This window comes from Sphingobium sp. CCH11-B1 (genome assembly GCF_001556865.1).
Lineage (GTDB): Bacteria > Pseudomonadota > Alphaproteobacteria > Sphingomonadales > Sphingomonadaceae > Sphingobium.
The window spans coordinates 1-14,015 of record NZ_LSJY01000142.1 but is presented as its reverse complement, the minus strand read 5'-3'; the positions used below and the strand labels follow the sequence as shown (position 1 = coordinate 14,015).

Sequence of the window (14,015 nt, the reverse complement as noted above, 5' to 3'; positions counted from 1 at the left end):
TCTCCGTGGGGTTTGACGGAACAACGGCATAGCCGATCCGGCCTGCATAGGATCTGCTGAGCGTCCGGGAAGGGTCGTCATCCTAAGCCGTTTACCGCCGACCATTCTAATTCGAACCGTGCCAGATATTTTCGTAGGCGATCCGCGTCATTCGAGCTGCTGCGGCGCGCGCGCGAGGCGTTAAAAAGGGTCCGCCCTGCTTCAGAGAGCGAGCGGCTAGTGCGGCATATTTTGATCGTCTCGGCAAGTTGAACGCGATCGAACAGGTCGAGTTCGGCAATCTGCTCGGCAGCCAGTAGCTCCGACAGAATATCTGGAGCGCTATCAGCCTGACCTGACCACAAGCGCCGCAATCGTGCGATCTCCTTGTCGACGCAGTCCACATCGATACGCCCTTTTGGGCTAAGCGTTGCCATGCGAGTGACGCTGGCTGCGAGGTCGCGGAAATTGCCGGGCCAGCTTGCTTCGGCTGATGTCGCGAAGGCCAGGTAGCGCTGGCGCGCTTCCTTGTTGAAACTGGTCTGGTCGCCCTCCCGCTCGGCAAAGCGATCCAGCTCATAGTCCAGATTGGGTTCGATATCCTCGCGTCGGTCGGCGAGACCCGGCAGGCGGAAGGTCCACAGATTAAGGCGGGCGTATAGGTCTTCGCGGAATCCGCCTGCCGCCACTGTCTGCCCAAGGTCACGATTGGTGCCGGCGATCAACTGGAAGTCGGACGCAACCTCCTTGTCGGCGCCGACAGGCAGGAAGCGCTTATCCTCGATCGCGCGAAGGATCATCGCCTGTTCGTCGAGGCCCAGTTCGCCGATCTCGTCTAGGAACAGCATGCCCTTGTCAGCGGAGCGCAACAGGCCCGGCCGGTCGGCGACCGCGCCGGTGAAGGCGCCCTTGCGATGGCCGAACAAGGCCGACATCGCGCTGTCGCCCTTTAGCGTCGCGCAGTTCACTTCAACAAACGGTCCGGCGATCTGGTGCTTGGCCTTCTTCAACTCATAGATGCGTCGAGCGAGTTGGCTCTTGCCGGCGCCAGTCGGCCCCATCAGCAACACGGGTGCGCGCGAGCGCAGTGCGACCTGCTCGATCTCGTCAATCATGCGGTTGAAGGCGGCGTTGCGCGTTTCGATGCCGGACTTCAGGAAGGAGGTGCTCTCCGCGCTCGCCACGGCGAAGCGGGTCGCAATGCTGTCATAGCGCGACAGGTCGAGATCGATGATGCTCCAGCGACCGGGCGCTCCGCCATCCTCGGCACGCTTGGCCGGCTGGGTCTGGAGCAGGCGGCCGGGCAGATAACGTGCCTCGGTCAGCAGGAAGAGACAGATCTGCGCGACGTGCGTGCCAGTAGTGATATGCAAGAGATAATCCTGCTCGTCCGGATCGAACGGCTCGGCCCGCGCGAAGTCGAGCAGCTTTCCATAGACCTCCTCGAAATCCCAAGGGTCGCGAAAGTCGAGGACACGCATGTCGACCTGTGTCTCCGGCGATACCGAGGCGATGTCTTCCGCCACATATTCGGCGAGGCGACTATGGGTGGTGCCATGCAGCAGGATCAACCGGTCGACCCGCAGATCCTCATGCATCGTCAGCGCAACGGTGGGGCGCCACTTATTCCAGCGCGAAGGGCCGAACTTGCTCGCATCGAGCGTCGAGCCTAGGAAGCCGATAACGGTCAGAGGTTTCATTCTTATATCATAGGATAAATCTCTATCTTGATCGATCATATTTTTCGCGCTTCAAAGTCTGCGCGCTTTAGCGATGGGAAAAATAAAATATCTAAAATCAGTACCATGTGATTTTTCCAGGTCCGCCCAGATGATTTGGCATGCCCTCTGCGATTGGTTTGGCGTCGACCGAGGCGGATTACTCGGTCGGTAGGCGGAACTGGGGCGGCCGGAATGGGCCGGCCGCCCCAAGGACCGGAAATTCACAGGGTGTAGCTCAGCCTGCGCAGAGCGCCTGCCTTGGGAGCAGGAGGCCGCAGGTTCAAATCCTGCCGCCCTGACCAGACGAAGGAGTTGGACGATGGCCAACAAGGGACTGTTTGCAAGCGCCATGGCGAAGCTGTTGCCGCGCACCGATACGTTGAACCGGGAGAGCGCGCCGGCCTATGCATATGGGCCCAAGGCAAAGCTCGCCCAGTTGGCGGCCACCGGCACGCTGGCCGATAATTTCTACGGTGCGGCGGAGACGCAGCTTGCCGATGTGCTAGAGGCGGCCCGTGCGGTCGATCCGTATTTCGTCGCCCAGGCTGCGGTCTATGCCCGCACGTCCGGGGCGATGAAGGATATGCCGGCGTTGCTGGCAGCTTGGCTGACCGTCGCCGATCCCGACATTTCGGTTCGGGTCTTCGGCAAGGTCGTCAACAACGGCCGCATGCTGCGCAGCTTCGTGCAGATCATGCGTTCGGGTCAGGTCGGGCGAACCTCGCTCGGCTCGCGGCCGAAGCGGCTGGTCCAGCAGTGGCTGGAGCAGGCATCGATCCGCGACCTGATGCATGCCGCGACCGGCAATGCGCCGAGCCTAGCGGACATCGTCAAGATGGTCCATCCGCGCCCGGCGGATGCGCAGCGTAAGGCTTTCTATGGTTGGCTGATCGGTCGTCCCTATGACGTCGCCGCTCTGCCCGCCGAGATCGCAGCGTTCGAGGCCTGGAAACAGGATCATGCACAGCCATTGCCGAAGGTGCCGTTTCAGTGGCTGACCGCTTATCCGCTGAGCGGGGAACAGTGGGCGGAGCTTGCTGGCCGTATCGGTTGGCAGGCGCTGCGGATGAACCTCAACACGCTGGCGCGCAACGGTGCGTTCGGGGTGGAGGGGCTCACCGATCAGGTCGCGGCTCGGCTTGCCGACCGCGATGCGCTCCGCGCCGTGCGGCCCATGCCCTATCAGTTGATGGTGGCGCTTGGGCAGGTTGGTGACGGCGTGCCGCTCAAGGTGCAGGCGGCGCTGGAGGAGGCGCTGGAGCTGTCGCTCCGTAGCGTGCCGAAGGTGCCGGGCCGCGTGGTCGTCTGCCCCGACGTGTCGAGATCGATGGGCATGCCGGTGACGGGCTACTGCAAGGGCGCCTCGTCGAAGGTTCGCTGCATCGATGTCGCGGCCCTGGTCGCGGCGGCGATGCTACGGTCCAACCGTGACGCACGGGTCATCCCATTCGAGCAGGCGGTTGTGCCGGTGACCTTGAAGCCTACCGACCGGATCGCGGTGAATGCCGCGAAGCTGGCGGCCGTCGGTGGTGGCGGGACGAACGTCTCGGCGCCCCTTGCGCTCCTCAACAGGGAGAAGGCGCCGGTCGATCTGGTGGTCATCGTCTCGGACAACGAGTCCTGGGTCGATGCGAAGCGCAACAGCTCGACGGCGACGATGCAGGAGTGGACGAAACTGGCGAAGCGCAACCTGCAAGCCAAGCTCGTCTGCATCGACATCGCGCCCTACGGCACCACGCAGGCGGCCGGGCGACCGGACATCCTGAATGTCGGGGGCTTCTCCGACGCGGTGTTCGATACGATCGCGTGCTTCGTCTCCGGCGAGACGCGCGACTGGGTGAGCATCGTCGAACAAGTGGAGGTCTGAACGAAACGGGTCGTGGCGAATGCTGGCAGGACTACATGTCTCCAAACCACGAGGCCCAACGAGTAAAGCGCCCGGAAGGCAGTTGTGCCGAAAGGGAGATGCGGGTTCGAACCCCGCCGCCGACACGTAGCTTAAGGGCCGCGTCTTGCCGAAACTCGTCGCCACGACCCGATCAGAATATCACGGCGAATGCCGAGAAGGACTACATTGGTAATGTGGTTGTCGCGGGTTCGAATCCCGCCTGTATCGGCAACGATGCAGTAGCTCAGCTGGGTAGAGCGCCAGTCCCTCGGGACGGTCTTTCTCACTTCTCGTCGCCGTGACCCGAAATGCAAAAACCATGGCGAATGCCTGACGGACTACATGGCCTATCACGCCCCAGGTGCGGGTTCGAATCCCGCCGGACCGCCCAATCGGTCCGTAGTGTAACGGTAGCACAGGGACCGTCCGCGAGGACGGAGAGAAGTCTGTCAAACACTTGTCGCCATGGCACCAAATTCAAGCTGGCGAATGCCGGCGGGACTACACGGGTAAGGCCGAAAGGCTGAGCGGTTCGAATCCGCCCCGGAGCAATCCGGCCAGGATGTTCTGGGATGTCTCGCCAAACCTCGTCGCCGGCACCATGATTACGCAAGGGAGGTCGTGATGACCGAGACAAATTTTGATTTTCAGCACGTCGAGGGCGGCAAGCCGATCAAGCTGTGGACGCGCGGTGTGCCGGTCGATGAGAAGGCGCATGAGCAGCTGCGCAAGGCAGCGCTTATGCCCTTCGTGTTCAAACATGTGGCGGCAATGCCGGACGTGCATGTCGGTATCGGCGCGACCGTTGGTTCGGTGATCCCGACCAAGGGCGCGGTGATCCCGGCGGCGGTGGGTGTCGATATCGGCTGCGGCATGATGGCCGCGCGCACGTCGCTGATGGCGAGCGATCTTCCGGATAATCTGGAAGGCATTCGCTCGGCGATCGAGCGGGCGGTACCGCACGGGCGCAGCGTCAATCGCGGGAAGCGCGATACTGGCTCGTGGGGCGACCCGCCGGCTGAGATCGTAGCGGCCTGGGCGACGCTCATCGAGCGGTTCGACCGGATCACGGCGAAGTATCCGCGGTTCAAGAACACCAACCAACTGACCCATCTGGGGACACTGGGGACGGGCAACCACTTCATCGAGCTCTGCCTCGATACCGAGCAGCGCGTATGGATCATGCTCCACTCGGGCTCTCGCGGCGTCGGGAATGCGATCGGCACGTTCTTCATCGAACTGGCCAAGCAGGACATGCGCAAGTGGTTTATCAACCTGCCCGACGAGGATCTGGCCTACTTCCCGGAAGGGACCGACCATTTCGACGACTATGTCGAGGCGGTCGAATGGGCGCAGGACTTCGCGGCGCTGAATCGCCGGATGATGATGACCAATGTGGTCCGGGCGCTTCGCGGCCAGATCGCCAAGCCTTTCGACGCCGAGCTCGAAGCGGTGAACTGCCATCACAACTATGTGACGCGGGAAAACCACTTCGGCGAGAATGTGCTCGTGACCCGCAAAGGGGCGGTGCGCGCGGCGAAGGGGACGATGGGCATCATCCCGGGTTCGATGGGCGCGAAATCGTTCATCGTGCGCGGTCTCGGCAATGCCGAATCGTTCGAGAGCTGCAGTCATGGCGCGGGGCGCGTGATGTCCCGCACCCATGCGAAAAAGCTGGTCTCGCTCGACGAGCATATCGCCGACACGGCGGGCGTCGAGTGCCGCAAGGACGAGAGCGTCATCGACGAGACGCCCAAGGCCTACAAGCCGATAGAAGCCGTGATGGCCGCCCAGGCCGATCTGGTGGAGATCGTCCACACGTTGAAACAGGTGGTGTGCGTGAAGGGGTAACCCTTCACGCATATCCAGGGGGAATTATGATCATCATCGACGGATCGGAAGGCGAAGGTGGTGGGCAGGTCGTGCGCAATGCGTGCGCGCTCTCGCTCGTCACCGGCAAGGCCGTCCGCATCGAAAATGTCCGCGCCAAGCGGTCGAAGCCGGGCCTCATGCGCCAGCACGTGACCGCAGTCGAGGCAGCCTGCGTCATCGGTAACGCCGAATGCCAGGGGCTCCATGTTGGGTCGTCCGCGCTCAGCTTCACGCCGGGCCATGTGGTGCCGGGCGAGTATCGCTTCGCTGTCGGTACCGCGGGATCGACGGGGCTTGTCCTGCAGACGGTGCTGATGCCGTTGCTGCTCGCTGACGCGCCATCACGGCTGGTGCTGGAGGGCGGAACCCACAATATGCTCGCCCCGCCGTTCGACTTTATCGCGAAATGCTTCCTGCCGATCATCAATCGCATGGGGCCGACAGTCGAGGCGCGGCTCGTCCGCCATGGCTTCTACCCGCGCGGTGGCGGCCGGATCGAGGTCGACATCACGCCGGCTCCGCTGCGGGCGATCGATTGCCTGGAGCGCGGGGGGCTCCTCGGCGTTAGCGGGCAGGCCCTGTTCGCAGGGCTGCCCTTCGAGATCGCGGAGCGCGAGATCAACGTCGTGCGTCGCGACCTTGGCTGGTCGGAGCGGGAGGCCTGCGTCCGCGAGCTGCCCGAAGATCAGGGGCCGGGCAACATCCTATTGCTGGAGGCGCAGTTCGAGCACGGCACAGAGATCGTCAGCGGCTTTGGCCAGTTAGGTGTAACGGCGGAGCGGGTCTGCAAGAAGGCCGTAGGGCGGATGCGCGGCTATCTGGAATCGGATGCCTTTGCCGGCCCGTATCTGGGCGATCAATTGCTGCTTCCCTTCGCGCTCGCGGGCGGAGGCAGCTTCACGACGGTCAAGCCAAGCCAGCATAGCCTGACAGCGATCGACGTGATCGGGCGGTTCCTCGACCGGCGGCTTGGCTTTGCCCAGCAACCCGGTGGAGTGCATCTGCTAAGCGTTCGATAAGGTGGCGGCCATGCCTCCGAGCGTTTTGGAGCACGGCCGCACATCTCGGTGCGTAGGTCCGTTTTAGCGTTTCTTCTCATGGCCATTGTGGCCATAGGAGAAGTGTCATGGGATTATCAGAGTTTGATCCCGCCGCTCGCGAGCGAGTTTCATGGAACGCAGAGCGCAAAGTTGGAGCAAAGCGAGCGCTCAAGCCGCGCCAGATTTGGGCTGTGCGTTTCTTTCTTGATCAGCACGGACGGCTCCGGGATCGTCCGCTTTTCGATCTCGCAATCGATAGCAAGCTGCGTGGCTGTGACTTGGTGAAGATCGGGATTAGCGACATCGTTTGCGATCGAAAAATTCGGACCCGAGCCACAGTCGTTCAGCAAAAGACAGGCGGACCTGTTCAGTTTGAGCTGATGGACGATGCTCGCGCGAGCCTGCTCAAATGGCTCGAGCTTCGGGGTGGCTCCCTGGATGATTTCGCCTTCCCGAGCCGAACCGATCATGCTGCCCACATTAGCACAAGGCAATATGCGCGGTTGGTCGATGAACGGGTAACGGGAATTGGTCTGCCCGGTGAGGACTATGGTACGCATTCTCTTCGGCGGACCAAGGCGTCAATCATTTACAAGGCGACCGGCAATCTCCGCGCAGTCCAGATCCTGCTGGGACATACCAAGATCGAAAGTACGGTTCGATACCTCGGAGTGGATGTGGAAGACGCTTTGACATTAGCGGAGGCTACAGAAATCTAAATTCGCTCCTCGCTACTGCGGGGAACCAGAACCTCTCATCGCGGTCGTTGCGCGCCATTCGCAAACTTCGATGACAGAAAAGGAGACCGTCCGCAGCTGGGAATGAAAAAATGATGGCTAAGCGTGCGCGATGCGTCGGCCGTGTATGGAACCTCTCGGGACGATCTGCTGCTTGCGTCCATTCACCTCTGCCTCAACTTTGTGCCGCAAAGAACGGACACGGACAGAGGATGCAAAGCAGCCGTCGCATCGACAAGCATCGCACTTCCTGTCTTGAGCAGTTCCGCCAGGTTGCACGCAGTCGCGCTTCTCCCGCAGGCAACACTGGCCAATCGAGGTCAAGACGCGATATGCGGGCAGAATGAGTGATCCGACCGAAGACCAGCTCGCCGCGCTCGGCACTGCATTCGACACCTTCGCGCGGCGATATAAGCTGGCCGATGCCCGGCGCTCCGAGCGGCCGCTCGCCGAGTTGGACAAGGCCGTGCTACTCTATGTCGCGGACCATGCCGGTTGCGGCCCGACCGATGTCGCGCGCTTCCTTGCGGTGCCGACGACGACCTTGTCTTCGGCGACGGATCGGCTCGTGAAACGAGGCTTCCTGAGGCGGGAGCGCATAGAAGCCGACCGTCGTGCCGTGGCGCTTACGCTGTCCGAGGCTGGCGCAACCTACGCCCAGGGCCAGGTCGAGACCTATCGTCAAATGTATATGCTGATGCTTTCGCGACTGTCGGCTGAGGAACGAGATCGGTTCATCGCGATGATTACAAAGATCGTCTACAACGAAGATTGAATAGTCCGAACTTCGTTGTATCTTGTTGGGGGATATCGCAAGAGCCGTATCGCGCCAACGGATGGAGCCAAGTCATGACTATATGTGTGAACGGCACGGAAGTTCCACCGCCCGGCGATGCCCGGGTCTCGCTGCTCGATTTGCTACGCGAGCATCTTCATCTCATCGGTACCAAGAAGGGATGCGACCAGGGTGCCTGCGGCGCTTGCACGGTTCTTGTCGATGGCCGCCGCGTCCTGTCCTGTCTGACCTTGGCGGCTCAGGCGGACGGTAGCGACGTGCGAACGATCGAAGGTCTAGTAGGTGAAGGCGGCGATCTTCACCTGTTGCAGCATGCCTTCATCGCGCATGACGGGCTGCAATGCGGCTATTGCACTCCCGGCCAGATCTGCTCGGCGATCGGCATGGCGGAGGAACTTCGCCGGGGCGACCCCAGCTACGTCACCTTCGATATCGCCGCCTCACCGGTCGTGACGCGCGCGGAGATACGCGAGCGCATGAGCGGCAATCTCTGCCGTTGCGGCGCACATAATGGGATCGTCGAGGCGATCGAGGCGATGTTGACGGAGACAGCGGCATGACGCCCTTGACCTATGTTCGCGCTACGGATCGGGCGGACGCCCTCGCCCGCGTGGAGAGTGGCGCAAGGCTTCTGGGCGGCGGGACCAACCTCGTCGACCTTCTGCGGCAAAATGTCGAACAGGCGAGCGACTTGGTGGACGTCAGCCACACGCCCGGCACCATTCGCGAAAGCGAAGGCGGCGGGCTGATCATCGACGCGTCGGTCAAGAACGCCGCCGTTGCTGTCGATCCGCTCGTGCGCCGCCGCTACCCGGTGCTTGCCCGCGCGCTGCTCGCGGGCGCCTCTGCCCAGATCCGCAATATGGCCACGGTCGGGGGCAATATCCTCCAGCGTACGCGCTGCATGTATTTCTACGACGTCGAAGGCGCGCGCTGCAACAAGCGGCAGCCGGGCACCGGATGCGACGCGATCGACGGGTTCAACCGCTATCATGCCATCTTGGGCGCGTCAGATCAGTGCGTCGCCACCCATCCTTCCGACATGTGCGTGGCGCTCGCCATGCTCGATGCCGTGATCCATCTCTCCGGGCCCGATGGCGATCGGTCAGTGCCGCTGAATGATTTTCATGTCCTGCCCGGTGCTACGCCGTTTGTGGAGACCGTGTTGATACCGGGTGAACTGATCACCGCCATCGAACTGCCGCCTCCTTCTGACGCGCTGACCCACGCCGAATATCGCAAGGTCCGCGATCGCTCCAGTTACGCCTTTGCGCTGATTTCCATCGCGGGCGGCCTGGGGGTCGCCGATGGGCGCGTCACGCAAGCCCGTCTTGCGCTCGGCGGCGTGGCAGCCAAGCCCTGGCGGGCGAGAAAGGCGGAAGCGGCGCTGGTCGGCGCGACGCCGACGCCCGAGACTTTCCTTGCCGCGATCCGCGAAGAGCTTGTCGGCGCGCGGCCGCTGCCGGGCAACGATTTCAAGGTCGGCCTCGTCGAACGAACTGTGGTCGCCGTCCTGACCGCCCTGTCAGGAGCGCATCCATGACCAAGCTGCAAAATGCCATCGTCGGCGGCGTGCGCGCGGTCATCGGCCAAGTGCCCGCAAGCTGGCTGCCCGGCGGGACGCCCGATCCGCTGATCGACAAGCCCGTATCGCTCGGCGAGCAACAGTCGCGGGTCGACGGTCCCGACAAGGTGCGCGGGGCGGCGCGGTTCGCCGCCGAAGTGCCGATGGAGGGTCTCCTCTATGCCGCCTTCCTCCATTCCACGATCGCGCGCGGCCGCGTCGGCGATATCGACGTGTCCGCAGCCGAGGCGGCACCCGGCGTCGCGCTCGTCATGACCTATCGCAACGCGCCCAAAATGAGCGTCCCGCCGCCGATCGGCATGACCAACCTCAAGGCCGCGGGCAATCACACATTGCCGATCATGCAGGATCCCGAGATACGCTGGAACGGCCAGGTCGTCGCGGTGGTGCTTGCCGAAACACGCGAGCAGGCCGATCATGCGGCCACCTTGGTCCGGATGCGCTACGATGCCGCGCCGACCGCGCGCACGCGGTTCGAGGAAGGCAAGGCCAGCGCCTATACGCCCGAGTCCATCCTCGTCGAACGCAATCGCCTCGAGAAGGGCGGCCCAAGCCGAAAGTTCGCGGAGGCCGCCTTCAAGATCGACGCCGTCTATACGACGCCCTGGGAGAACCATAATCCGATCGAGCCGCATGCCGCTACGATCGTCTGGCGGAACGGCAAGCTGATCGTTCACGATGCGACCCAGATGATCCACGGGACCGCCGGTTCGCTCGCGAAGATATTCGGGCTGAAGGCCGGCGATGTCGAGGTAAGCTCCCCCTATGTGGGCGGAGGCTTCGGCGCGAAAGGTCTATGGGATCACCAGATACTGGGCGCGGCGGCGGCGAAGCTTGCCGACCGGCCTGTGCGCGTCGCCCTCTCACGCGCCAGCATGCACCGGCTGATCGGCGGGCGCACGCAAACAGAGCAGCGGGTGGCGCTGGGCGCGGATGCGAACGGCAAGCTCAAGGCGCTGCTGCACCATGGCTATGGCGTCAGGCCGCTGCACAGCATCTGCGACGAAGGCTTCACCCTCACGGGCCGCTCGCTCTACGCCAGCGAGAGCTTCGATATCGTCCAGCATTATGTCGACCTCGATCTGCTGGCGAACAGCTTCATGCGCGGCCCCGGTGAGACGCCCGGCACCTTCGCGATCGAATGCGCGATGGATGAACTGGCCTACGCCATCGGCATCGACCCCATCGAACTGCGCCGGCGCAACGTCGCGACCCGCGATCCGGTGAGCGGCGCGCCGCACTCGCAGAGCGCGATGATGCAGGCCTATGACCTCGGCGCTGCGCGCATCGGCTGGCACCGGCGGGTCGCGCAACCGGGAATGCGGCGCGACGGCGAGTGGCTGATCGGCATGGGCTGCGCCAGCGGCACCTTTCCGTTCATGCGCATGCCCGGCACGTCCGTGCGGATCACCATCGACGCTCATGGCAATGCCCATGTCGCCAGCGCAGCGCATGAAATGGGCATGGGTACCGCAACAGTGCAGCGGCAGCATGCCGCCGATCGGCTGGGCCTCCCGCTCGATCGTCTCACGGTGACGATCGGGGATTCCAGTCTGCCCTTCGCAAGCTTTGCCGGCGGATCGTCGCAGACCGCTTCACTCGCGGCCGCCATCAGCGCTGCGAGCGGGAAGCTCGCGGCTGAACTGGTTCGGCTAGCCGGCAACGACACGCCGCTCGCAGGCCTCAAGCCGAGCGAGGTCGAGTTCGCCGAAGGAGGACTGCGCAGCGTCGCGGAGCCGGCCCGCCAGGAAAGCTTCGCCTCCATCCTGCGCCGCGCGGGGCGCGACGAGCTAAGCGTGGTCGGCGAAAGCGGGGCGCCGCTCGAGATCATGAAATATTCGATGCACAGTACGTCGGCGAACTTCTGTGAGCTGCGCGTCAGCGAGGTCACGGGCGAAATCCGCGTCGATCGCCTCGTCGGTGCCTTCGACTGCGGCCGCATCCTGAATGCAAAGACAGCCGCAAGCCAGTTCAAGGGCGGCATGATCATGGGCCTGGGTATGGCGCTGACCGAGGAGACACTGCTCGACGAACGCAGCGGCCGCATCATGAGCACGTCGCTCGTCGACTATCATGTGCCGGTACATCTTGACGTGCCCGACATAGACGTCCTGTGGACCGACATCCCCGATCCCCGCACACCGCTCGGCGCGCGCGGAATAGGTGAGATCGGGACGACCGGCGTCGCGGCCGCCATCGCCAACGCCGTTTTCAATGCGACCGGCAAGCGCGTGCGCGACCTGCCCCTGACGCTCGACAAGCTGATCTAGTCCTGGCCGAAATATCCGCACTCGGAATGGCTGACAGTCAGCGGTCAGGATCAGCAAATTTGTGCACGGACGGCCGGAATCGGGCGTTTCAGCATTTTAAACCCGAGGGTTTATCTACTTTCAAAAGGGAAATGGACTGCAGCCTGTTCTGGTGACCAGGGCGCCGAGCGCACCATCGCCGTGGCAAATAGTTCCGATGCGACGCTTTCGCCTAACCAAGCTTTAAGGGCCGGGAGCGGGAGAGTGTCGAACCAACTCTGGTCGACCGCAGCAAATTGGCGAATGAACGGCATTATGGCTGCATCTGTCAGCCCCCATGTGCCACCGGCCAAAGCGGGATATCTCACCAGCCTGCTTTCCAGTTCATGCAGAAATGCCAGAGCGGCGCTACGATGGGATTGGGCGTCCGATCCATAACGTTCGGGATATTTGTACCTATCGAGGTCATATTTGAAAGGCCCATCGTTCTTCGCAATCAACTCCGGGTCGTGCCCGTTCAACCAGCCCTCTGGATCATTCTGAGCCAATGCATGGCGCATGATGTCAATGCTTTGGTCGATAATTCTATTGTCGGGCAGCACAAGCACCGGAACTGTGCCTTTGGGCGAGGCTGTGAGCATTGCCTTTGGCTTCGCAGATAGCTGGACCTCGCGCAGTTCGACGCGCGTCCGGCTGACGACCAGCGCCAGACGCGCGCGAATTGCATAAGGACAACGGCGGAAGCTGTAGAGAATCCCGTGGGTCATCTGGCCATTGATATACGTCTGACTTATCTATCGGCATAGGATGTTGGGCGGTGCCGAACGCAAAAGCAGATAGCTGCGAATCATCCGCATGTGATGATCAAGAATGAGCGCCTGGGTGGCCAAAAAGGTCCGGGAAAGGTGCTCGACATCACCATAAATGTCACTCCAGCGCGATTCGCCAAGCGAGCTGCTATTTCGGTCATGTCGGAATAAGGGGACAGCAAGGCAGATGGGCTTGCGCGGGAGCGATCAGCCTCCATATTGTGCAGTGCAGCAAATGCAGCACCGGATTGAATATGGAGATAGACGCTTGAGGAAGCTATCCGACGCCATCGCCCAAATGGCAGCGATCCGCACCATGGCCCGGTCGCAGATGAACGAGCCTGAAGGCCTCCTAAAAGATATGGCGGCATTCGGCAGCAATCCCGGTGCCTTGCGGGCAAAGGTTCATGTTCCGGAGCAGGTTGCGGACGATCCCGCCCTTGTTGTCGTGCTGCATGGCTGCACCCAGACAGCGGCGGGATATGATCGCGGCTCAGGCTGGTCTCAACTGGCGGATGAGCATGGCTTCGTCCTGCTGTTCCCAGAGCAGCAGCGCTCCAACAACCCCAATCTTTGCTTTAACTGGTTTTCCCCTGCGGACAATGCGCGCGACCGAGGTGAGGCGCTGTCCATCCGCCAGATGATCGGGGCCATGGTGGAGGCCCATGGGATAGACGTGTCGCGCATCTTCGTCACAGGTCTGTCGGCGGGTGGTGCGATGGCGTCGATCCTGCTCGCGACCTATCCGGAGGTTTTTGCGGGCGGCGCGATCATTGCAGGCCTTCCCTATGGCGCGGCGTCCAATGTGCAGCAGGCCCTCGAGGCGATGCGCGGGACAGGCCGATATGATGGTGATGCCCTTGGCGACCGGGTGCGGCGCGCCGCAGGGCATCCCGGCCCATGGCCCAGTATCGCCATCTGGCACGGAGCTGCTGACACGATCGTCGCTGAGAACAACGCAGATGAGATTCTCGCACAATGGCTTTCGGTGCATGGTCTAGGCGATACGCCGAACGCGATCGACCGGGTGGACGGGTATCCCCATCGTTTCTGGACGGATGCGAGCGGGCAGGTCGTGGTCGAAGATTATCGCATCACGGGCATGGGCCATGGCACGCCGCTGGCGACGACCGGGCCGGAAGCCTGTGGAACGGTGATGCCGCATATGCTCGAGGCGGGCATCTCCTCGACCCGCAGAACGGCCGCGCGCTGGAATTTACTGAACGACAAGGCATCCGACCATTCCGCCGCGACCGCGCCGAGGCTGGAACGGCTGCACCCCGCCTGGTGACACGCCTCGAAGAGGAGACCCGGATCGGCAAAGGCGGGACCCTGGCGG

At 62.7% G+C, this 14,015-nt stretch carries 12 protein-coding genes and 2 tRNA genes; 11 read left to right on the top strand and 3 right to left on the bottom strand.

Going from position 1 to position 14,015, the window contains the following annotated elements; all coding sequences use genetic code 11:
- Positions 1-77: 77 nt before the first annotated feature.
- Positions 78-1,679, bottom strand: a complete 1,602-nt coding sequence (gene rtcR / locus AX724_RS15530) for an RNA repair transcriptional activator RtcR (RefSeq protein WP_066768022.1) — start codon at positions 1,677-1,679, stop codon at positions 78-80.
- Positions 1,680-1,924: 245 nt separating this feature from the next.
- Here rtcR and AX724_RS15525 point away from each other — a divergent pair.
- The 3 genes from AX724_RS15525 to AX724_RS23425 all read left to right on the top strand — a co-directional run bounded on the left by AX724_RS15525 (position 1,925) and on the right by AX724_RS23425 (position 3,817).
- Positions 1,925-2,002 (top strand) — tRNA-Pro (locus AX724_RS15525).
- 17 nt (positions 2,003-2,019) lie between these two features.
- On the top strand, positions 2,020-3,567 hold the full coding sequence (locus AX724_RS15520) for a vWA domain-containing protein (RefSeq protein WP_066768018.1): 1,548 nt from the start codon (positions 2,020-2,022) through the stop codon (positions 3,565-3,567).
- Between the two features lie 169 nt (positions 3,568-3,736).
- Positions 3,737-3,817 (top strand) — tRNA-Ser (locus tag AX724_RS23425).
- Between the two features lie 272 nt (positions 3,818-4,089).
- Here AX724_RS23425 and AX724_RS24540 read toward each other — a convergent pair.
- Positions 4,090-4,350, bottom strand: coding sequence for a hypothetical protein (locus AX724_RS24540; protein ID WP_231736699.1), 261 nt, complete (start codon positions 4,348-4,350; stop codon positions 4,090-4,092).
- Between AX724_RS24540 and AX724_RS15515 the strand changes: the two genes are divergently transcribed.
- The 7 genes from AX724_RS15515 (at position 4,330) to AX724_RS15485 (ending at position 11,888) form a co-directional block, all read left to right on the top strand.
- A complete protein-coding gene (locus AX724_RS15515) occupies positions 4,330-5,439 on the top strand; it encodes an RtcB family protein (protein WP_269454163.1) in 1,110 nt (369 codons plus the stop codon). The two genes, AX724_RS24540 and AX724_RS15515, sit on opposite strands and share 21 nt — an antisense overlap.
- A gap of 26 nt (positions 5,440-5,465) precedes the next feature.
- A complete protein-coding gene (gene rtcA / locus AX724_RS15510) occupies positions 5,466-6,479 on the top strand; it encodes an RNA 3'-terminal phosphate cyclase (RefSeq protein WP_066768016.1) in 1,014 nt (337 codons plus the stop codon).
- 107 nt (positions 6,480-6,586) lie between these two features.
- Positions 6,587-7,219, top strand: coding sequence for a tyrosine-type recombinase/integrase (locus AX724_RS22935; protein ID WP_082733551.1), 633 nt, complete (start codon positions 6,587-6,589; stop codon positions 7,217-7,219).
- Positions 7,220-7,580: 361 nt separating this feature from the next.
- The gene (locus AX724_RS15500) at positions 7,581-8,012 is read left to right on the top strand and encodes a MarR family winged helix-turn-helix transcriptional regulator (RefSeq protein ID WP_066768013.1); all 432 of its coding nucleotides are present in this window, start codon (positions 7,581-7,583) and stop codon (positions 8,010-8,012) included.
- Between the two features lie 74 nt (positions 8,013-8,086).
- Positions 8,087-8,593, top strand: coding sequence for a 2Fe-2S iron-sulfur cluster-binding protein (locus tag AX724_RS15495; RefSeq protein WP_082733550.1), 507 nt, complete (start codon positions 8,087-8,089; stop codon positions 8,591-8,593).
- Positions 8,590-9,576, top strand: a complete 987-nt coding sequence (locus tag AX724_RS15490; protein ID WP_066768009.1) for an FAD binding domain-containing protein — start codon at positions 8,590-8,592, stop codon at positions 9,574-9,576. The genes AX724_RS15495 and AX724_RS15490 overlap by 4 nt, the downstream gene beginning before the upstream one ends.
- The gene (locus AX724_RS15485) at positions 9,573-11,888 is read left to right on the top strand and encodes a xanthine dehydrogenase family protein molybdopterin-binding subunit (protein WP_066768007.1); all 2,316 of its coding nucleotides are present in this window, start codon (positions 9,573-9,575) and stop codon (positions 11,886-11,888) included. The genes AX724_RS15490 and AX724_RS15485 overlap by 4 nt, the downstream gene beginning before the upstream one ends.
- A 110-nt stretch (positions 11,889-11,998) precedes the next feature.
- Here AX724_RS15485 and AX724_RS15480 read toward each other — a convergent pair whose 3' ends face one another.
- Positions 11,999-12,634 carry a glutathione S-transferase gene (locus tag AX724_RS15480; protein WP_066768005.1) on the bottom strand — a complete coding sequence of 212 codons (636 nt, stop codon included), beginning with the start codon at positions 12,632-12,634 and terminating at the stop codon, positions 11,999-12,001.
- 310 nt (positions 12,635-12,944) lie between these two features.
- Between AX724_RS15480 and AX724_RS15475 the strand changes: the two genes are divergently transcribed.
- Entirely contained in the window at positions 12,945-13,967 is a 1,023-nt protein-coding gene (locus tag AX724_RS15475; protein ID WP_231736697.1) for an extracellular catalytic domain type 1 short-chain-length polyhydroxyalkanoate depolymerase, read from the top strand.
- The last annotated feature ends 48 nt before the right edge of the window (positions 13,968-14,015 follow it).